This is a genomic window from Actinosynnema sp. NPDC020468, assembly GCF_040642015.1.
Lineage (GTDB): Bacteria > Actinomycetota > Actinomycetes > Mycobacteriales > Pseudonocardiaceae > Actinosynnema.
Map to the genome: position 1 here is coordinate 1 of NZ_JBFAEO010000080.1, position 20743 is coordinate 20743.

15 protein-coding genes are annotated in these 20743 nt (G+C 73.1%); 7 read left to right on the top strand and 8 right to left on the bottom strand.

Annotation, left to right across the window (positions count from 1 at the left end):
• Positions 1 to 148 precede the first annotated feature (148 nt).
• Positions 149 to 1009 carry a twin-arginine translocation pathway signal protein gene (locus tag AB0G50_RS34415; RefSeq protein ID WP_360117745.1) on the bottom strand — a complete coding sequence of 287 codons (861 nt, stop codon included), beginning with the start codon at positions 1007 to 1009 and terminating at the stop codon, positions 149 to 151.
• 259 nt (positions 1010 to 1268) lie between these two features.
• Here AB0G50_RS34415 and AB0G50_RS34420 point away from each other — a divergent pair, with 259 nt between their 5' ends.
• Positions 1269 to 2960 (top strand): sugar-binding protein, encoded by a 1692-nt coding sequence (locus AB0G50_RS34420; RefSeq protein ID WP_360117748.1) that lies wholly within the window; start codon positions 1269 to 1271, stop codon positions 2958 to 2960.
• Positions 2961 to 2965: 5 nt separating this feature from the next.
• On the opposite strand, the gene AB0G50_RS34425 is transcribed toward AB0G50_RS34420, so the two are convergent.
• On the bottom strand, positions 2966 to 5203 hold the full coding sequence (locus tag AB0G50_RS34425) for a cytochrome P450 (RefSeq protein ID WP_360117751.1): 2238 nt from the start codon (positions 5201 to 5203) through the stop codon (positions 2966 to 2968).
• A gap of 340 nt (positions 5204 to 5543) precedes the next feature.
• Between AB0G50_RS34425 and AB0G50_RS34430 the strand changes: the two genes are divergently transcribed.
• The 5 genes from AB0G50_RS34430 to AB0G50_RS34450 all read left to right on the top strand — a co-directional run bounded on the left by AB0G50_RS34430 (position 5544) and on the right by AB0G50_RS34450 (position 13481).
• Positions 5544 to 6275 carry an AfsR/SARP family transcriptional regulator gene (locus AB0G50_RS34430; RefSeq protein WP_360117754.1) on the top strand — a complete coding sequence of 244 codons (732 nt, stop codon included), beginning with the start codon at positions 5544 to 5546 and terminating at the stop codon, positions 6273 to 6275.
• A gap of 62 nt (positions 6276 to 6337) precedes the next feature.
• Positions 6338 to 6520, top strand: coding sequence for a DUF6229 family protein (locus tag AB0G50_RS34435; RefSeq protein ID WP_360117757.1), 183 nt, complete (start codon positions 6338 to 6340; stop codon positions 6518 to 6520).
• Between the two features lie 6 nt (positions 6521 to 6526).
• Positions 6527 to 9331 carry a type 2 lanthipeptide synthetase LanM family protein gene (locus tag AB0G50_RS34440; protein WP_360117760.1) on the top strand — a complete coding sequence of 935 codons (2805 nt, stop codon included), beginning with the start codon at positions 6527 to 6529 and terminating at the stop codon, positions 9329 to 9331.
• 1092 nt (positions 9332 to 10423) lie between these two features.
• Positions 10424 to 12160, top strand: a complete 1737-nt coding sequence (locus AB0G50_RS34445; RefSeq protein ID WP_360117763.1) for an ABC transporter ATP-binding protein — start codon at positions 10424 to 10426, stop codon at positions 12158 to 12160.
• Positions 12153 to 13481 carry an FAD-binding oxidoreductase gene (locus tag AB0G50_RS34450; protein ID WP_360117766.1) on the top strand — a complete coding sequence of 443 codons (1329 nt, stop codon included), beginning with the start codon at positions 12153 to 12155 and terminating at the stop codon, positions 13479 to 13481. The genes AB0G50_RS34445 and AB0G50_RS34450 overlap by 8 nt, the downstream gene beginning before the upstream one ends.
• A 9-nt stretch (positions 13482 to 13490) precedes the next feature.
• Here AB0G50_RS34450 and AB0G50_RS34455 read toward each other — a convergent pair whose 3' ends face one another.
• The 6 genes from AB0G50_RS34455 to AB0G50_RS34480 form a co-directional block, all read right to left on the bottom strand.
• On the bottom strand, positions 13491 to 14462 hold the full coding sequence (locus AB0G50_RS34455; protein ID WP_360117769.1) for a magnesium transporter CorA family protein: 972 nt from the start codon (positions 14460 to 14462) through the stop codon (positions 13491 to 13493).
• 68 nt (positions 14463 to 14530) lie between these two features.
• The gene (locus AB0G50_RS34460) at positions 14531 to 15265 is read right to left on the bottom strand and encodes a polysaccharide deacetylase family protein (protein WP_360117771.1); all 735 of its coding nucleotides are present in this window, start codon (positions 15263 to 15265) and stop codon (positions 14531 to 14533) included.
• A 257-nt stretch (positions 15266 to 15522) separates the two neighbouring features.
• Entirely contained in the window at positions 15523 to 15822 is a 300-nt protein-coding gene (locus AB0G50_RS34465; RefSeq protein WP_360117774.1) for a DUF1540 domain-containing protein, read from the bottom strand.
• 176 nt (positions 15823 to 15998) lie between these two features.
• On the bottom strand, positions 15999 to 18170 hold the full coding sequence (locus AB0G50_RS34470) for a xanthine dehydrogenase family protein molybdopterin-binding subunit (RefSeq protein WP_360117777.1): 2172 nt from the start codon (positions 18168 to 18170) through the stop codon (positions 15999 to 16001).
• The gene (locus AB0G50_RS34475) at positions 18167 to 19150 is read right to left on the bottom strand and encodes a xanthine dehydrogenase family protein subunit M (protein ID WP_360117780.1); all 984 of its coding nucleotides are present in this window, start codon (positions 19148 to 19150) and stop codon (positions 18167 to 18169) included. The genes AB0G50_RS34470 and AB0G50_RS34475 overlap by 4 nt, the downstream gene beginning before the upstream one ends.
• Positions 19147 to 19764, bottom strand: coding sequence for a (2Fe-2S)-binding protein (locus tag AB0G50_RS34480; RefSeq protein ID WP_360117783.1), 618 nt, complete (start codon positions 19762 to 19764; stop codon positions 19147 to 19149). Before AB0G50_RS34480 ends, AB0G50_RS34475 begins: the two co-directional genes overlap by 4 nt.
• Positions 19765 to 19989: 225 nt before the next feature.
• Between AB0G50_RS34480 and AB0G50_RS34485 the strand changes: the two genes are divergently transcribed.
• Positions 19990 to 20646: a nitroreductase family protein gene (locus AB0G50_RS34485; RefSeq protein ID WP_360117785.1), complete on the top strand. Its 657-nt coding sequence runs from the start codon at positions 19990 to 19992 to the stop codon at positions 20644 to 20646.
• Positions 20647 to 20743 lie beyond the last annotated feature (97 nt).

A 20743-nucleotide genomic window follows, 5' to 3' on the forward strand; every position in this document is an offset into this window, starting at 1 on the left:
CGGGGGCGGGCCCCCCGCGCGCCGGGTGGGGGGAGGGGGCGGGGCGGGGTCGGGGCGACGGCCGGGTGGGCGCGGGGCCGGGGCGCCCCGGCGGGGCGGTGCCGCGGGGGAACGGGCTCCGGCCGCCGTCTTCCGGAGCCCGGTCAGGTCACGGCGCGGGTGGCGCGGTGGTCGTCGGCACCGGGGTCGTGGTCGGGGGCTGACCCGGGCCAGGACCAGGGCCGGGACCAGGGCCAGGGCCAGGGCCAGGACCCTGGCTGTCGTCGTCGCCCACCTCGGTGTCGGACAGGTCGAGGCCGATGGCGAAGCTCGCCGCGTAGCGCCGGCCGAACTTGTGCGGGCGCAGCAGCATCTGGTCGCCGCCCTGCGCGTAGATGAAGTCCGTGGCGTTCGAGGTGTCCTGGGGACCCTTCGCCCGGTACGGGTCCTGGGCCAGGTACTGGGCCTTGAACTCCTCCGTCAGGTACAGCTGGGAGGTGAACTCGTAGGGGTTGCCGTCGGTGCCGGTCGTGCGGATCTTCACGTGGTAGTGCACCGTCCGGCCGTGGTACCAGCCGGGCAGGATCGTGATGAATCGGACGTGGCCCGCGCGGTCGGTCACCTGGAGGCCGCGCAGGAACTTCCGGCCCAGGGTCCCCTCGGACTTGATGTCGGAGTAGCGGCCCTGCGCGTCGCAGTGCCAGATGTCCACGAGCGCGTCCTTGAGCGGCGCGCAGCCGTGCCCCTTGATCTGGAGCACCGCGAGGTCCAGCACCAGGACCGCGCCCTCGGACACCACGCCGGTGGCCGGGTCGGACCGGATGTCGACGCGCTTGAGGTTCTCGTCCACGTAGTACGGACCCTCGACCTGCTCGGGCTTGGCCACGCAGTCGAGGTGCGTGCCGGAGCCGCTGTCGGCCGCGGCCACGCCCGCTCCCGCGACCGTCAGCGCGGAGCCCGCGATGCCGAGCAGGGCCAGCGCCTGGCGCCTGCTCAACACCACGCCGACCGGTTCGTCGTCGGAATGCATGTGCCCACCTCACCGGGGGTGATCGATCGGATACCAACGGTCGAGAGGCTTGAGGTGCCCGCTGAGAGCGGGCTGGGATTTCCATGTGAGGAAGTTGTGTGAAAACCGGTCAAAAACGACCTACCGACGTCCGGTTGACGATTACTCGTGGTGACCGGGCGTGATCGGGTGACCGTCGGTCCGGCGAACCCCGGACCCGAGAGGGCTTCGCCGGGAGCAGAATCGGCCCCAGGCGGCGCCTACTACCGGGGGGTTCGCGATGTCCTTGTACCGCAAGGTGTTCCCGCTCGCACTCGTGGCGGTGACGGGGCTCGCCCCGGCCGCGCCGGCGGTCGCGGAGGACGATCCGGCGCACGTCGACGTGCTGTTCGTCGGCGCCCACCCGGACGACGAACTGCGATCACTCGCCGCGTTCGGCCAGTGGCGCGAGCAGCGCGGTCTGCGCACGGCCGTCGCCACGATCACCCGCGGTGAGGGCAGCGGCGTCGGCCCGGAGCAGGGCGCGGCGCTCGGGCTGCTGCGGGAAGGCGAAGAGCGCGCGGCGACCGGGATCGCCGACGTGGACGACGTCTACTACCTGGACCGGCCGGACCTCTGGCGCACCCCGTCCGTGCCGTTGACCGACCGCGTGTGGTCCGGCGACGTGCTCGGGAGGCTCGTCCGGCTGATCCGCGCCACCACGCCCGACGTCGTGGTCACCACCGACCCGCGCCCGGCCGAGGACGGCGGCGACCAGCTCGCGGGCCGGCTCACGACCGAGGCGTTCCTGCTGGCGGGCGACCCCACCGCGTACCCGGACCAGCTCACCCGCGAGGGCTACCGGCCGTGGCGCGCGACCCGGCTGCTGACCCAGTCGGCCTACCAGGGTCCGCCCGGACCGGGGTGCGCGACCGATCAGCGCGACCCCCGCACCGGCCTGCCGCTCGAAGGCACGGCGGAGGGCACGTGGTCGCCGACGCACCGCGCCACCTGGGCCCAGGTCGAACGCGACGCCGCCCGCCGCCACCGGTCCCAGGGTCTCGACGCGCTGCCGCCGGTGGTGGCCGACCCGAACGGCTGCGACTGGTTCACCGTGCTCGCCGACGCCGGTGTGCCGGTGCGCGCCGACGTCCGCGAGCAGACCGGCCTGCGCCCGCGCTACGCCGAGTTCCGCGACTGGACCCGGCGGGTCGGCCTGCCGTGGCTCGCGAACGACGCGCAGCCCGGGTACCCGGCGCGGGTGGTGAGCACGGTGCCGCAGGCCGGGTTCGAGCCGATCCTGGACGGGGTCAACGACCCGTTCGACTTCCCCGGTCAGGAGCTGACCCTGACCCGCCGGCGGGGCGAGGAGTGCGCCGAGGACGACTGCACCGCGACCGCGCACCTGAGCTGGTTCGGGAACGCGCTGTACGCGGTCGTGGAGGTGACCGACGACGCGCGCGGCCCGGAGCCGGACCCGGCCGACTGCGGGCGCTTCCTCGACGCGGACGCGGTGGAGATCGCCCTCGACCCGCGCGGCACGTCCGACGACACGTCCACCACCTACCGCCTCGCGGTCGCCCCGACGGCCGGAAAGCCTTGCGTGGCACGGAGGGGCGACCACGACCAGGGCCCGGCGACCGGTGTGTCGGTGGTCGTGGAACCGGGCGCGGACGCCGGGTACGTGGTCGAGGCGCGGATCCCGTTCGCCGTGCTGCCCGCCACCGTCGACCCGTTCCGGCTCGCCGCGAACGTCGTGGTGCACGACGTCGACCCGACCTCGCGGACCACGCTGGCCTGGTCGACCTTCGGCGAGGCGGCGACCGACCCGTACACCTGGGGCACCGCCCACCTCGACCGCCACCGCCCGGCACCGGTGACCACGACCGCGCCGGTGTTCCCGCTGGACGCCCTCCGCAGTCAGGACTCGCCGGCCTCGGTGGCGCAGAGCGCGCGCACCGGCGTGCCGCTGGGCGTCGGACCGCGCGGCTAGGGCGGTCAGGGCCGGGGGTGGACGGTCATCGGGAGCCGGTCCGGGCGCGGGATGACGCTCTGCTTCACCTTCACCCGGTGCTCCGGGTCCGGCACCAGGCGCCAGCGGGCGACCGTGGTGGCGATCGCGGTCAGCATGCCGAGCCACGCGAAGTCCTGGCCGACGCACCCGCGCGGTCCCGCGCCGAACGGCAGGTAGGCGCGGTTGGCCGGGTCGTGGTGCCGGTCGTCGGCCCACCGGTCCGGGTCGAACCGCATCGGGTCCGGGTACAGCACGGGGTCGCGGTGCAGCGCGGCGATGCTGATCATCAACTCGGTGCCCGCCGGCACCGGCAGTCCGTCGAGGACGACGTCCGAGGTCGGCCGCCGGGACAGGATCGGGGTCGGGTTGGACAGCCGCAGCGTCTCGGCCAGCGCCCGGCCGGTGTAGCGCAGCGCGACGAGGTCGTCGTGCGCCACCGGCCGGTCGCCGACCACCCGGTCGACCTCCTCGTGCACCCGCCGCTCCACCTCCGGGTGCCGGCCCAGGTGGTGGAAGAACCAGGACAGCGTGACGCCCGCGTTGTCGACGGCGGCGATCAGCATCGTCACGATCTCGTCCCGCACCTGCGGGTCGGTCATGCCCTCGGGCGCGTCCTCGTCCCTGGCCGAGACCAGCATCGAGATCACGTCGCCGCGGTCCGCGCCGTCGGCCCGGTACGCCGCGATCACCTCGTCCGCGACCCGGTGGATCACCGCCCGCGCCCGCTCGTACCGCCGGCGTCCGGGCGTCGGCCAGTCGGCGACCGCGCTCGGCAGCGCGACCTGGCGCAGCACCTCCCTCATCATCACCGGCAGCGCCTCGCCCAGTTCCCGGCCGACCGCGCCCGGCTGGGTCGGCAGCAGGGTGCGCATCAGCACGCCCAACGTGTAGTCGTGGGTGAACCCGTCGACGTCCAGCGCCTGCCCCGGCCGCCACCCGCCGGTCAGCTCGACGGCGGTCGCGCTCATCGCGTCGACGTAGCCGCGCACCCGGTCGCGGGTGAACGCGGGTCGCACCAGGGCGCGCTGCCGGCGGTGGAACGGGTCCTCGGAGCCGGTCAGCCCGTTGCCCATGATCGCCCGGAGCACGTCGAACAGCCGGCCCTTGTGGTACCGGGCGGCGTCGGTGACGAACACCCGGTGGATCAGGTCGGGGTCGTTCAGCAGGTACGCGGGCGAGCCGCCGAGGTAGAGCTTCACGATGTCGCCGTGCGCGCGCAGCCCGGTCAGGAACTCCAGCGGTTTCACGCCCAGCGGCACGACGTGGCCCAGCACCGGCAGTCGGCGCGGCGCGGTCCGGACGGGACGCGAGGGCCGCCGGTCCGGGCGCAGCCGTCGGCTCAGGAAGTCGACCTGCGCGGCCACCGACCGCTCGAACTCGAGCCCGGAGTAGATCGCGAAGTGCCCGCAGGGCAGCGTCAGCACCTCGGCCAGCACCCCCGCCGCCCGCACGGCGGCCCGCACCGCGTCCGGCGGCGCGAGGTCGTCGTCCTCCGCCACCACGAACAGGGTCGGCGCGGGCAGCGCGCCCGCGGCCCGGACCGGGCGGTTCAGCGCGATGGACAGCACGCCGCGGGCGCACATCTGGTTGCGGAACGTCGGCCCGGTGATCGACCGGTACCCGGCCTCCGCGCCGGGCGCGGTGATCGCGGCCAGCGTGCCGGGCGGTCCGACCACCGGGATGTGGTGCGGTGCCGCGCCGACCAGCGCCCGGGCCGCGTCGTACAGGCCGTGCGCGGTGAGCCGGAGGAGGTGCCGCGGACCGGCGTGGGCCAGGATCCGGCGCAGCGCGGCGATCCCGTCCACCGCCGCGCCCTGCGACACCACGGCCGCGACCCGACCGTCCCGCACCGCGACCGGCAGCACGTGCCCGCCCGAGTACGAACTGCCCCACAGCGCGATCCGGGTCGGGTCGACGCCGGGCAGGGCGCGCGCCGCGGCGAGGGCGGCGTGGAAGTCCTGCCGGTGCCGCAGGTGCGAGACGTGCTGCCGCGGCCTGCCGGCGGACGTGCCGTAACCCCGGTAGTCGAACACCAGGGCGTCCAGCCCGGCGGCGGCGAACCGCTCGGCGAACGGCAGCAGGCCGGCGTCCCTGGTCGCGCCGAACCCGTGCGCCATCACGACGCACGGGCGGCCGGCGGCCGAGGTGAGCCGGTCGTCGACGGCCGCCAGGTGCCAGGCCTCGCACCGGACACCCCGACTGGTGAAGCTGATGGTCTCCATGTGCCCTCCTGTCCGCAGCGATGAGTACCAGTCCCGCCGGGCCCGGGACACGTCCCGCGACCGGTTCACCCCACCAGGGCGCGCGTGTGCGCGGTGGTTGTCACCGTGCGTGCCGAAACCACTCTCCTGGCCCAGCGCGGAAAACCACCGGTCGGCGGAATCCGGCCATGCCGCCATCCGGTGGTCGGGTGTCGGCAACCCTGTCGGTGTCCGACACGTCCGTTCGGTCCACGGGACCGCACCGTCCTCTTCGGACTGAATCGGAACGGGTGCCGCGAACGGTGTTCGACATGCCACCGCGCTGGTATATCCGGAGGTCTCGCGGTCGAGGGGGTTGGCGATGGCGGTCGTGGTGCTGGGCAGGCCCGGCGTCCGGGTGGGGTTCGGCGTCAGCCACCCCGCGCGCCGGATGGCCGGGGTGTTGTTGGGGTTGCTCGCGATCCGGGCGAACCGGACGTTGTCGGTCGAGTGCATCATCGACGCCCTCTGGCCGGGCAAACCGCCCGCGTCCGCCGCGGCCAACGTGCGCAGCCACCTGGCCGAGCTGCGCCGGCTGTTACCCGCGACGGACCCGGTGATCGTCACCTCGCGCGACGGCTACGCACTCGTGGCGCGACCCGACGGGGTCGACGTCACGCACTTCCGGCTGCTGGTCGCCGAAGGGCGGCGGTCGCGCGGCCGGTCGGACGTGGAGGCCGAGCGGTCCCTGGCGCGCGCGGTGGCGCTGTGGCGCGGGCCGGTGCTGGCGGGCGTGCCGGTGCCGGACGTGCTGCGGCCCGACGTCGCGGTGCTGGAGGAGCAGCGGCTGGACGCCGTGGAGGACCTGCTGGAGGTGCGGTTGGCGCTGGGCGGTCACCAGGAACTCGTGCCGGTGCTCGCCGGGCTCGTCGTGGAGCACCCGCTGCGCGAGCGGCTGTGGCGGTTGCTGGTGGGCGCGCTCGACGCGGCGGGTCGGAGAACGGAGGCACTCGTGGTGTACCGGCGGCTCACCAGGGTGCTGGCGGCCGAGTTGGGCGTCACGCCGTGCGCGGCGACCAACGAGCTGTACGAGGTTGTGAAAAGGCGGACATGACGTATGCGCGGCCGTGTGCGGCGCGTTCCTAGACTCCGGCTCCCACGAGGAAAGGAGTGCGCATGACCGCCATGCTGCTCGACGCCGAGGAACTGGTGGCACGCTGGCGCGCGGGCGCCGAGGACAACCCGGCCGGACCGGTCTTCGCCAACGGCGAGTTCGCCGAGGGCGACATCGTGGCGTGCAACCCGCCCGGCAGTCGCTGTTCGTCGTGCACCGCGTCCCGCCCGGTGTACTGCTGCTGATCGACGATGATCCGCGACGAGGTCGGTGAACTCGACCGCACACTGGACTGGCTGCTCGTCCCGGCGGCGGAACGGCTGGCCCGGGGGTTGGCCGGGATCGCCGACCTCGCCGCCGCGGAGGCGGACGTGCTGGCGACCGCGGCGGGCACGGCGTTGCTGGACGTGGTGCGGCGCAAGGTGGTCCGCGTCCTCGTGCTGGAGCTGAACGCGGCCCGCGTCACCGGGACGCTCGCCGCCGCCGACCCGGCCGGCCGGTGGAGCGAGTTCCTGGAACGGGCCTGCGCGCCCGGGTTCTGGCAGGGGTCGACCGCGCACTACCCGCACCTGGTCGACCGGTTGCGCCGGGTGGTGGACAACCGGGTGGACGCGGCGCGCACCGCGGCGCTCCGGTTCGCCGCCGACCGCGACGTGCTGGCGGGTGAGCTGCTGGCCGCGGAGTTCGGCGCGGGTGACAGCCACGGCGGCGGGCACACCGTGACGTTGTTGCACGGCGCGGGCGGGTCCGTGGTCTACAAACCGCGGCCGATGGAGGTGGACCGGCGGTTGGCGTCGTTCCTCGCGGTGCTCACCGCGGGCGACGAGGAACCGATCCGGGTGCCGAAAGCGGTGGTGCGCCAGGGTTACGGGTGGGCCGAGCACGTCGGTCACCGGTACTGCGCGGACGAGCGCGAGCTCGACCTGTTCTACCGGGGGCTCGGGCACTGGCTCGCCGTCATGCGGTTGGTCGCGGGCACCGACCTGCACGCGGAGAACATCATCGCGGCCGGGCCGGTGCCGGTCGTGGTGGACTGCGAGAGCGTGTTCACCCCGCGTCCGCCGCACCCGCCGACCGGTGCGGGCGAGGCGACCGACCGGGTCGCCGAGCAGCTCAACGGGACCGTGCTGCGGACCGGGTTGCTGCCGGGTCGCGGCGCGGGGCTCGGGTGGCGCGGGGTGGACGGTTCGGCGATGGGCGGACTTCCCGGCGAGCAGCCGGACATCGGCCTGCCGGACCTGGTGGGCGCCGGCACCGACACCGCGCGGGTGGCGATCGTGCCGCAGTCGTTGCCCGCCACGCAGAACCTGCCGAGTCCGCACCCCCGGTTGTCCCGGCACTGGCCGGGCGTGGTCGCCGGGTTCGACGAGATGGCGGGCCGGATCACCGCGCTGGACCGGTCGGGGCGGCTCGAGCCGTTGCTGCGCGGGTTCGCCGACTGCGTGGTGCGGGTGATCGTGCGGGACACCGAGTCCTACACCGAGTTGGCCCGGATGCTGTGGCACCCGGCGGGGTTGCACGACCAGGAAGCGGCCGAGTCGCGGGCGAAATCGTTGCTGGCGCGGCATTCCCTGAACACCCGCGGTCCGGGCGACCCGGACGTGCACGCGGCGGAGGTGGCCGACCTGCTCGTCGGCGACATCCCGGTGTTCACCACCACGCCCGCCGAGGGGTGGTTGCACACGCCGGGTGGCGGGGTGTGCGGGCCTCGGGTCGACCAGATCGACCTCGCGGTGGCGAACTGGCGGTCGGCGGACTTCGGGCTCGAGCGGCGGGTCACCCGGGCGGCGCTGGTGAGCGCGTACCTCAACCAGGGCGCGGAACCCGACCTCGGTCGGATGGCTGTTCCGGTGGTGTCACCGTCCTCAATGGACGGTCGACGGCGCGCGCTGGCGGCCGGTCTGGTGGCCGAGGTGGTCGCGGAGGCGGTGCGCGGCGAGGACGGCACGGCCACCTGGTTCGCCCCGATCCTGGACCGCTCGGGGTGGCAGACCACGCCGCTGACGCCCGATCTGTACGGCGGGACGCTGGGGGTGGCGGTGCTGCTGGCGTCGTACCTGCGCGAGGTGGAGGCCGGGCGGGCGGACCCGGTGGCCGGGGTCGCGGAGGTGCTGGAGGGCACCCTGCGCACGGCCCGGCTGACCCAGACGTGGTGGGCGGCCCAGGCCGAGCACACCCGTCGACGCCCCGACCCGGCGGGCGGGTACATCGGGCTCGGCTCGCAGATCTGGTGCTGGCTGACCCTGCACCGGCTCGGGCGGGCCGAGGTGGCCGACGCGCTGTTCCTGGCCCGCCAACTGCCCGCCGCGATCGACGCGAGCGAGGGGCCGGACCTGGTCGTGGGCACGGCGGGCGCGATCGTGCCGCTGCTCCTGCTCGCCGCGCGCACCGGCGAGGACCGGTGGTCGGACCTGGCGGTGCGAGCGGGTCGTCGGCTGGCGGCGGACGCGGTCCGCACCGGTCACTCGGTCCGCTGGCCGGCGCCGAACTGGCCGGACGGCATCGGCGGCTTCGCCCACGGCGCCTCGGGAATCGGCTGGGCACTGGGGAAGTTGGCCGAGGCTTCCGGTGATGCCTGTTTCGCGGAGTTGTCGGCGGGCGCGGCGGTGTACGAGGAGACGTGGTTCGACACCCGCCGCGGCGCGTGGAGGGACCCCCGCGAGCCGGACACCGTGGCGGCGGCGTGGTGCCACGGCGCGGTGGGCGTCGGCCTGTCGAGCCCGGACCCGGAGGTGGTGCGCCGGGCGGCGCTGTCGACGTGGCGCGACGCGTTCGGCTGGACCCACACCCTGTGCCACGGCGACCTGGGAGCCTGGGAACTCCTGTCCCGCGCCATCGCGGAGGGCGTCGGTCCGGAGGGCCTCGACCGGGCGACGCTGGACGCGACGGTGCTCGGCAGCCTGGAAACCCACGGCGCGACAACGGGTTTGGCGAGGGAGGTGTACTCACCCAGCATGATGTCGGGCTCGGGCGGCATCGCCTACCAACTCCTGCGCCTGCACCCGTCCTGCGACCTCCCGTCGGTCCTCCTGCTGACCGACACCCCACCGCGATGAGCGAGGGCCACCGCGGTGGAACGGGAAAGCCCGACGCAACCACCTTCCGGACGGCAACTCCGGCAACCGCTCCGACACCTCGGCCCCGCTCGGCTCGGCCTCGCGCGGCAGGACGCGGCGTGGTGCGGCACAGGACGCACCGCACCACGCACGGCAGGGCGCGCCAGGACTCGGCTCGGCACTCGCCGCACCCGCCGCGCCGCAGGGCAGGGCTCGGCCCGCACGACACCGCGCCGCACGGCTTGGCAGAGTACAGCCGGGCATTCGCGGGCTTGGCGTGGTGCGGTACTGCACTGCGAGGACCAACGGGCCAGGCGTGTGGTGCGGCATCGCACGGCCCGGGGTGGCAGGCCGGGCGTGGCGCGGCACTGCCTGGGCGCGCCGCATGGCTCGGCGCGACCTTGCTTGGCGTGGTGCGGCACCGCACCGCGCGGCCTGGTGGGCAGGCGCGGCAGGCCAAGCGTGGTGCCCCCCGCAGTGCTCGGCTTTGCCTGCCGTGGCGCGGTTCGGGAGTGCGAGGCTCGGCGCGCCCGGCAAGTGTTCGGGAACGTCATCGCCGTGGTGGCGGCTCCGCACGAGCGCGGCCCGGCTGGCCAGCCTTGGCGCGACGTGGCACCGCAGGCCCGGCTTGGCGTGGTGCGGCGCGGGTCGGTGCGGTGTTGCCTCGCTGCCGGACGACTGGAGGGTGGCGAGCGCGTTCGAGCGGCTTGGTGGATTGTTTGATCGTTCTGTTGTTCAACAATTCGACAAAGGTGCGAGCTGCCTGGGTGCTCGCGGATCGAACGAGGTTGTTCGATCCGCCTATTGTTCAACAATCTTACAGGCACGACGGCGTGTTCGATCGGGGGATTGTTCAACGATGGTGTTGTTCAATGATCGGGGGTTGGGCGGGGAGCAAGGGCGGGGGCGGTGCCGAGGGGTGAGGGCGGCGGTTGTCGGCGTCGGGGTGTTGGAAGGTGAGGGGGCGTGGTGGGTGACGATCCGCGGGACGGGAACTTGGTTGCGCCGCATTGGGCGTTGGACGAGAGCGCCGCGGTCGGGCCTCGGCGGGTGGTGCGGGGGTTGCCGGGGGCCGTGTGGCCGGTGTTGGGGATGATTCGCGCAGCCGCGCCCGGTGCGGGCGTGGCGGTGGGGGCGATGCAGGTCGTGGCGGGGGTCGCGGCGGCGTTCGGGTTGTTCGCCACGACCGGGGTGCTCACCGAGTTGCTCGCCGGCGGGCCCACCACCGAGCGGGTGGTGGCGGCGTTGCCTCAGCTTCTGTTGGTGGGGCTCGCCTTCGGGGTTCGGGGTGCGATGGACGTCGGGGTGGCGCTCGCCCACGCCCGCATCCGGCCCGCCGTCCGGCGGCTCGCCGAGGAACGGCTGTACGAGGCCAGCCTGGGCGCCGACCTCGCCGCGTTCGACGACGCCCGCTTCCACGACCGCCTGCACCGCGCCCGCGACCGCGGCCTCTTCTTCCTCGAACGCGCGGCCGACGACCTGGTCGAGTTGATCGGCGCGCTGCTCGGCATCGCCGCCGCCACGACCAGTCTCGCCGTGCTGCACCCCGTGCTGCTGCCCGTCCTCCTGCTCGCCGTGCTGCCCGACGGCTGGGCCGTCCAACGCGCCGCCAAGCTCGCCTACGCCAGCGTCGGCCGCACCGTCGCCCTGGACCGGCGCGTCCAACTCGTGTCCGACCTCGCCACCGAACGCGAACCGGCCGCCGAGATCCGGGCCTACCAGGCCGAACCGTTCGTGCTGCACGAGTACCGCCTCGCCGCCGACCCGCTCAAGGCCGAGGACACCCGCCTCGCCACCGCCCAGGCCAGGGTTCGGGGTCTCGGCCGCGCGCTGTCCGGCCTCGGGCTCGCGCTCACCTACCTGGTCCTCGGCCTGCTGGTGCGCGACGGCTGGGTCCCCCTCGCCGTCGCCGGCACGGCCGTCCTCGCGATCCGGGTGGCGACCACGGCCCTCAACCGCCTGGTGCTGGCCGCGAACCAGCTGGTGGAACAGGGCCTCTACGTCGCGGACTACCAGGAGTTCCTGACCACCGCGGCCCGTTCCCGGCGCGGCGGCGCGCACACGCCGGTCGAACCGGGCCGGGTGCGGCTGGAGGACGTCACCTTCCACTACCCGGGCAGCGACCGCGCGGCCGTGCGCGGGGTGAGCGTCGCGATCGAGCCCGGCGCCACCATCGCGCTCGTCGGCGAGAACGGCTCCGGGAAGACCACGCTGGCCAAGCTGATCGCGGGCCTGTACGCGCCCACCTCCGGCCGGGTCCGGTGGAACGGCCGGGACCTCGCCGAGGTCGACCGGTCACTGGTCGCGGACCGGGTGATGATGGTGCTCCAGGAGCCGGTTCGCTGGCCGCACACCGCGCGGGTCAACGTGCGGGTCGGCCGGCACGACCGGGACGACCGGCGCGCCCTGCTCGACGCGGCCGCCCAGGCCGGCGCCGACGACGTGGTGGCCGACCTGCCCGCGGGCTGGGAAACGTTGCTGTCCAAGCAGTTCCGGGGCGGCGTCGAGCTGTCCGGCGGGCAGTGGCAGCGGCTCGCGGTCGCCCGCGGCCTGTACCGGGACGCGCCCCTGCTGATCTGGGACGAGCCGACCGCGCCGCTCGACGCCAAGGCCGAGTTCGCGGTCTACGAGTCGCTGCGCGCGCTCGCCGCGGACCGGACCGTCGTGCTGATCACCCACCGGCTGGCGAGCGTCCGGCACGCGGACCGGATCCTGTTGCTGCACGAGGGGGAACTGGCCGAGCAGGGCACCCACGAGGAGCTGCTCGCGCTGAGCGGCCGGTACGCCGAGCTGCACGCCCTGCAAACCCGGATGCACGCCGATGCCTGACCTCGTGCGCCCCGGCGACCCGCGCTACGACCTGTCCCGCAGCCAGTTCATCGGCCGCCCGCACGAGGTGCTGCCGAGCCTGATCGCCCGCTGCGCCACCGCGCGGGACGTGGTCGAGGCGCTGGACCGGGCGGCGGGCGGCCCGTTCGCGATCCGCGGCGGCGGGCACGACAACGCCTGCCACTCCAGCACGTCCGGCCTCCTGATCGACCTCGCGCCGTGCGACGCGGTGGAACCCGACGGCGACCTGGTGCACGTCGGCGGTGGTGTCCGAATAGGACGGTTGACCGAAGTGCTGGCCGCACAGGGGAAACTCGTGCCGGTCGGCTCCTGCCCGTCGGTCGGCGTGGTCGGCTCGGCGCTGGGCGGCGGGTTCGGCGCCGACGGCCGCCGGCACGGCCTGACCTGCGACGCCCTGGTGGCCGCCGAACTGGTGGTGGCCGGCGGCCGGGTGATCACCGCCGACGACGACCTGCTCTGGGCGTTGCGCGGCGGCGGTGGCGGTCACTTCGGCGTCGTCACCCGCGCCACGTTCCGGACCACGCCCGCCACACCGCGCACGCACCTGCGCCTGGTCTGGGACTTCGCCCACGCGGCCGACCTCGCGCGCTGGTGGCAGGACTGGGCGCCGGACGCGCCGGACGACGTGTCGGTCGAACTGGTGCTGCTGGGGCCGGAACACCCCGACGAGCCGCCGACCGCGCTGTTGCTGGGCACCGCTCCGGACCGCTCGGTGCTCGCCGGGATCCCGTCGTTCGGCGGACCGCGCGAGGTCGAGGTGGTCGACCTGACCGCGGCGGAGGCGGTGCGGCACAACGCGACACCCCACGCGGCGGCGTCGCTGGACCCGGTGGGCATCCCGCTGGTGTCCGCACGCCCGGGCATGTCGACGGCGAAAACCGGTTTCTTCGACCACCCGCTGCCCACCGACGTGCTGACCGAACTGCTGACCCGCTTCACCGCCGACCGGGTGCGCGGCGAACTGCGCGAACTGGCGTTCACCCCGTGGCGCGGCGCCTACGCGCGGGTGCCGGCCACCGCGACCGCGTTCGCCCACCGCGCGCCCGCGTTCCTGCTCAAGCACACCACGCTGGTCGGACCGGGCGGCGCGGCGCGACGGGGCCACGAGGTGCTGGCCCGGCTGGAGGAGGACCGGCGGCTCGTCGCGCCGCACGGCACCGGCGGCGTCTACCCGAACTTCCGCGACCCGGACCTGACCGACTGGCGCACGGCGTACCACGGCGTCAACCAGGGCAGGCTGCGCGAGGTCCGGCGCGAGAACGACCCGACCGGCTTCTTCACCACCCCGCAGCAGCCGTGACCCGGAGAGCTAGAGCCAGTCCCGCTTCTTGAACGTCGCGTACAACCCGAGCGACAGCGCGACCATCACCGCCGTCGACACCCAGAAACCCCACGGCTGACCCGTTCCCGGGTACGGCACGTTCTGGCCGTAGAACCCGGTCACGGCGGTCGGCACGGCGATGATCGCGGCCCAGCCGGTGACCTTCTTCATGATCAGGTTGAGCCGGTTGCTCTGGATGTTCAGCTGGGTCTCGCGGATGGTCGCCACCAGGTCCCGCAACGAGTCGGTCCACTCCGACGCGCGCAGCACGTGGTCGTAGACGTCCTGGTAGTACGGCATCATCGTGTCGTCCACGAGGTCGTTCTCCCGGCGCATCAAGGTGTTCACCACCTCGCGCATCGGCAGCACGACCCGGCGCAGCAGCACCAGCGACTTGCGCAGCGCCAGCGAACGGCGGTGCAGCGCCCGGTCGTCCGGGTGGTCGGCGAACGTCAGATCCTCCAACTCCTCGATGTCGTCGTCCAGCGCCTGCACCGCGTCGAAGTGGCTGTCCACGACGTGGTCGATCAACCCGTGCGCGAGGAAGCCGACGCCGCTCTTGGCCAGCTGCGGCGACCGGTCCCAGCGCTCCACCACGGCGTCCATGTCGAACCCGTCGTCGGCGCGCACCGTGACCAGGGCGCGCGGGGTCAGGAACGCGTCGACCTCGGTGGTGGCGAGCACGCCGGTGCGTTGGTCCAGCCGCACGGCGTAGGCGGTGAGGAAGCAGTGCGAGTCGTACCGGTCGAGCTTGGGCCGCTCGTGCGCCTGGAGCGCGTCCTCCACGGCCAGTTCGTGCAGACCCAGTTCGCCCGCCAGCGGGCCGAGGTCGTGCTCGCTCGGCCCGCACAGGTCGAGCCACACGACGGAGTCCGGGTCGCGCAGGTGCTCGGAGACGTCGGCGACCGGGAAGTCCTCGGATTCGAGGACCCCGTGCCGGTACAGGCGGGTGCGCGTCACCCGCCGAGGGTAGCCACGCCGGGGCGACCCCACCCATCCGCCGGGTGGGGTCGCCCCGGGTCACGCGGTCAGCGCCGGAACCACGCCCGCCACGTCGGCACGCCGTCCACCAGGGCGTCCCGCAGGGACCTCCCGGTGAACCCCGAGTTCTCGTAGGCGTCCAGCAGGCGCCGGGTGAGCGCACCCCGGCGCACGTCCGGCGGCGGCCCGTCGTCGACGCCGTCCTCGGGACCGGCGAAGCCGTCGTGCGCGAGCAGCACCGAACCCCGCGTGCTGTCGCCGAGCGCGCTGCCCAGCCGCTCGTCGTCGGTCACCGGCAGCCAGTCCAGCAGGGACGGTCCCCACAGCACCGGCACCAGGCCCGCCCTGGTCGCCGCGCGCCAGGTGCGGAACGACTGCGCGCCGTAAGGCGGCCGGTACCACGTCACGGACCTGCCGATCAGGTCCTCCAGCTCGGCCCGGCCGTCCCGGGCCCGCGCGATCACGTCGGACTCGGTCAACGTGGTCACCCGGCGGTGGTCGAGCCCGTGCAGACCCACCTCGTGGCCCGCCGCCAGCACCTCGTGCAGCAGGCCCGGGTGTCTTCGGGCCCGGGACATGAGGACGAAGAACGTCGCCGTGGCACGGCGTTCCTCCAACGCGGCCAGCACCTCGTCGGTGCCACCGGGTTCCGGTCCGTCGTCGTAGGTCAGGACCACGTGGGGCGCCGACGTGCGCACCCCGCACAGCGAGCCGAACACACCGCCCGCCCACCACTCCAGAGGCTCGACGGCTTTTCGCAATCCGAGTGTGCTCCCCGGCATCAGGAATTCCCCCTCGTGACGCATAGGTCGGGTATACCCGAACCCATCTCTAGCACGGGGTTTGTCCGGGTTTCGACGGGTTCCCGCGCAATCCCTCGCTCGGGTCAGCAGCTCGGCGCCCGGGGTGCGGGCTTACGGCGCAACGACCGTCGAATTGCGGTCCGGCCCTACTCTTTTCGGGTCGGTGAATCCGGATCGGACGCACCGAGGCGCCGCACCCGTACCGGTGCGGCGCCTCGGTGATTCGACTCCGGTGTTCAGGCCTTGGTGTAGGTCAGGCAGTTCGCGGCGTGATCGCCCTGTCCGGGTCCGACCCGGACGCCGGACGCCGTGCACTCCAGTTCGGAGTTGTACGAACAGTCCGTGCGCGAACAGGCGCCGACCTGCGCGACCACCTTCGGCAGCCCGCCCTTGCGCGCGAGCGGGATGAAGGTGCCGCAGTCCGCCCCGCCGTTCGCACCGCTCACGGTGATGGCGAACGCGTGGCAGCCGTCGTGGTTGTAAGAGCAGCCGTGGACGGTGCACTCGTGCACGGCGGGCATTTCGGTGGAGGTCATGACCGCTCCTCGTGGTGGTGGTCCGGGTCACCCGGAGATTGCCACCGGTGTCCGGACCTCGCAACACGAGAATGCTGAGGCAAGCCTAACCTGAATGCCCGCCGGCGCTCTCGAAGATCGCGTCCACGCAGGTCGGAGGGTGTTTCGGGAATCAATCCCGAAACACCCCGATCGGGTTAAAGCAATTTGTCCTGGGTGATCGGGAAGTCCCGCACCCGCCGTCCGATCGCGTGATAGACGGCATTGCCGATCGCGGCCGGCACGCCGGTCACCGGGGTTTCCCCGAATCCCTTCACACCCACCGGCGAGGTGGCGTCCGGCTTGTCGATGAACACCGCCTGGACCTTCGGCACGTCCGGGTTCACCGGAATCATGTAGGTGGACAGGTTGGCGTTCACCACCCGCGCGGAGTTCCGGTCCATCACGGTGTGCTCGGTGAGCGCGTACCCGATGCCCCAGGTCAACCCGCCCAGCACCTGGCTCTCCGCGGTGCGCCGGTTCACCACCGTGCCGAGGTCGTAGGCGCCCACCGCGCGGGTCACCCGGACCCGGCCGACGACCGGGTCGACCCGGACCTCCACGAAGATCGCGCCGGTGGTGTACCCCGGCACGTTGAGGTAGGAGCCGGTGCCCTCGACGGGCCGACCATGCCTGCCGACGACGCCCTGGTAGCTGTCCCGCCGCGACCGGTTGCCCTTGGCGAACAGGAACCCGTTCTCGATCTCCACCTGGTCCGGCGCGAGGCCGTGCAGGGGCGACCGGGTGTCCGCGACCGCCAGCGCCACCACGGCGTCCCGCGCCGACTTCGCCGCGATGGTCAGCGAGCCGGACACGCTGCTGACCGTGACCGACGCGGCGGAGAAGCCGGCGGCGGGCAGGTTGGTGTCGCCCAGCTCGAACGTGACGGCGGACATCGGGACGCCCAGCGCCTCGCCCGCGAGCTGGCTCATCACCGTGTAGGTGCCCGTGCCGATGTCCTGGGTGCCGCTGCGCGCGACGACCTTGCCGTCCGGCGTGACGGTGACCGAGGCCGACGACGGGCGCGCGTGGTAGGTGTGCGCCTCGACCGACATGCCGTAGCCGACGTACTCCCGGCCGTCCTTGGTCACACCCGGCTTGGGCTTGCGCCGCGACCAGCCGAACTGCTTCGCGCCCTGGCGCAGGCAGTCCGGCAGGTTGTCGTTGCCGATCTTGGTCCGGGTCACCGGGTCGTAGTCGGTGATGTTGCGCAGCCGCAGCTCCACCGGGTCGATGCCCAGCTCGTAGCTCAGCTCGTCCAGCGCCGTCTCCAGCCCGACCAGCGCCGGACCCTCGGGCGAGCGCATGAAGTGCGCCATCTGCACGTCGAGCTGCACGCCCTGGTGGCGCACCTCGATGTGGGGGAAGCCGTAGAGCATGTACGACGACTCGCTGGTGTTGAACGTCCGCTTGTCGTTGCGCGACATCTGCTGGGTGCTGATGTTGCGCACCGCGACCAGCTTGCCCTCCCGGTCCGCGCCGAGCGCCACCTGCTGGCGGTACTCCGCCCGGTGCCCCGAGGAGGTGAACATCTGGGCGCGGGTCAGCACGATCTTCACCGGGCGGCGCAGCTCGCGCGAGACCGCCGCGGTGAAGATGGTGTGCGCCCACACCGGGGCCTTGGCGCCGAAGCCGCCACCCAGGAACTTCATCAGCACCCGGATCTTGTCCTTGGGCACCGACAGCGCCTGACCGACCACCTGCTGCACCAGGCTGATGCTCTGGGTGGTGTCGTGCAGGGTCAGGTTGTCGCCGTCCCACACCGCGACCGTCGCCGAGGGCTCGATCGGGTTGTGCGTGTGCGTCGGGCTCGAGTAGTGCCCCTCGACCTTCTTGTACGCGGTCGCGAGCGCGCCCACCGGGTCGCCGATGACGACCTTGTCCGGGTTCTCCGGACCGGGCGGCGCCAGGAAGATCTCGTCCTCCGCGTCGGCGATGACCACCTTCGCCTTCTCGGCGGCGTAGCGCACGTCGATCAGCTCGGCCGCCTCGCGGGCCTGCTCCAGGGTTTCCGCGACCACGTAGGCGACCGGCTGGTCGTTGTGCCGGATCACGTCGTCCTGCAACGGCAGGAATCCCTTGGGGTACGGCGGTGGCGGCACCACCAGCCGGGGCATGTTCAGGTGCGTGTACACCGCGACGACGCCCGGCACCGCGAGCGCCGCGGTCGTGTCGATCGAGGTGACCCGACCGCGGGCGATCCGGCTGCCCGTGATCACGCCGTGCAGCAGCCCGGGCACCGCGACGTCGGCCGAGTACTTCGCCGCGCCGGTCACCTTCTCCCGGCCCTCCACCCGCGCGAACGAGCGTCCCACCAGCTTGTTGCTCATCGCACGCCTCCGAGGTCGGTCAGGGCCCTGGTCACCGCGCGCCGCAGCAGCTCGACCTTGAACCCGTTGTGCTCACGGGGAACGGCGCCCCGCACGGCCGCGTCGGCCGCCCCGCCGATCGACGCCGCGTCGAGCACCTTCCCGCGCAGCGCGGCCTCGGCGTCGGTCGAGCGCCACGAGGTGGTGGCGACGCCGCCGAACGCGAGCCGGACGTCCTTGACGGTCCGCCCGCGCAACTCCAGCGCGGCGGCCACGGACACCACGGCGAACTCGAACGACGAGCGGTCGCGCAGCTTGAGGTACGACGACTTGCCGGCGAGGGCGGAGAACGGCAGGTCGATCGAGGTGATCAGCTCACCGTGCTCCAGCACGGTCTCGCGCTCCGGCGTCGAGCCGGGTGGAACCTGGAACTCGCCGAACGGGATGGCGCGCTCACCGCGCGGACCCCTGGTCCGGATCACCGCGTCGACGGCGCGCAGCGACACGCCGAGGTCCGACGGGTGCACCGCGATGCACTGGTCGGTGCCGCCGAGGATCGCGTGGCCGCGGTTCTCCCCGGTGATCGCCGGGCAGCCGCTGCCGGGCACCTTCTTGTTGCACGCCGAGCCGGGGTCGCGGAAGTAGCCGCACCTGGTGCGCTGCAACAGGTTCCCGCCGAGCGCGGCCATGTTGCGGATCTGCGGCGACGCCGAGGCGAGCAGCGCCTCGGACACCACCGGGAAGCGGGTGCGGACCACCGGGTGCCGGGCGACGTCGGACATCCGCGCCAACCCGCCGATCCGCAGCACGTCGCCGCGCAGGGCGACGCCGCCGAGGTCGAGCCCGTTCAGGTCGACCAACCGGTCGTGGGTCTGCGCGCAGTCCCGCATCAGGTTGAGCAGGTCCGTGCCGCCGGAGACGAACGCGGCGCCCGGTCGTTCGGCGACCAGGCGGACGGCGTCGGCGGGGGTCGCCGCCACGGCGTAGTCGAAGTTCTTCACCGGCGCATCTCTTTCGCGGCGTCCCGCACGGCGGTGACGATGTTGGGATAGCAGGCGCAGCGGCACAGGTTGCCGCTCATCCACTCGCGGACCTCGTCGTCGGAGTTCGCGTGGCCCTCCTTGATGCACGCGACGGCGGACATGATCTGGCCGGACGTGCAGCCGCCGCACTGGAACGCGTCGTGGCGGATGAAGGCCTCCTGCACCGGGTGCAGGTCGTCGCCGTCGGCGAGGCCCTCGATGGTGGTGATCTCGTGACCCTGCTGCATCACCGCGAGGGTGAGGCAGGACTTCACCCGGCGACCGTCGACCAGGACGGTGCACGCGCCGCACTCGCCCCGGTCGCAGCCCTTCTTGGTGCCGGTCAGGTCGAGTCGTTCGCGGAGCGCGTCGAGCAGCGTGACGCGGGGTTCGACCACGAGCGGAGTGGCGTGGCCGTTGATCTTCAACGTGATGGGCACACCCGTCGCGACCGTCGACGTGGCCTCGGCGGGTGCGGCGAGGGCGTCGGTCGGCAGCGCGGCGGTGGCGAGGCCGGCGATGGCGGTCGCACCGCCGGCCTTGAGCACGGTCCTTCGCTTGTGGTGATCGGTGGGAGCGGGTTCGTCGGACATTCGTCCCCCAGGCGGAATAAGTGGACGCAACGTCCGAATGTTAGGGGAAATCACGTGGAATCCCACCGGTTCGACTACTGGACTGAGTACGGCAATCCGTAGCGCCGCCTGGGGCGAGTGGATGACGGTTCACCCGGATATCCGACAAATTGCTTCTTACGGAGCGTAACGATCCATTGGTGGGTCGGATGATCTCAACTGGTGGCCACCGGGCCCGGGTGAGGCATGATTCGCTGCGTGACGAACCTAGCTCTCACCCCGGACGAGTTGCTGACCACGACACGCGCGGTGCGCAAGCGGCTCGACCTCGAGCGGCCCGTGTCCCTCGACCTGGTGAAGGAGTGCATCGAGATCGCGCTCCAGGCCCCGTCCGGGGGCAACCGCCAGCTCTGGCACTGGATCGTCGTCACCGACGAGGCCAAGCGCGCGGCGATCGGCGAGTACTACCGGCGGGCGACCGAGGGGTACCTGGCCTCGCCGAGCGCGCCAGGCAAGCAGTTCCCCGAGGACCCCGAGCGCAACGCCTCGCTGCGCCGGATCGGCGACAGCGTCCGGTACCTGGGGGAGAACCTCGGGCGGGTGCCGGTGCTGGTGCTGCCGTGCATCCGGGCGTCGAGCCTGGACGCGGTCAACCAGTCCGGCCTGTGGGGCTCGATCCTGCCCGCCGCGTGGAGCTACATGCTCGCCGCCCGCGCGCGGGGCCTGGGCACCGCGTGGACCACGCTGCACCAGACCTACCAGCGGGAGATCGGCGAGCTGCTCGGGCTGCCCGAGGACATCCGCCAGGCGGTGCTGATCCCGACCGCCCACACGATCGGCACCACCTTCAAGGCCGGGCAGCGCCAGCCGGTCGAGGAGGTGCTGCACCTCGACGGCTGGTGATCGCAACCGAGGTGCACCCGTAGGTCACCCGGGTCGCGACCCGGCGGGGTCGAACCTTGTTCTCACCAGCGAAGAACAAGGGAGAATCCGATGAACG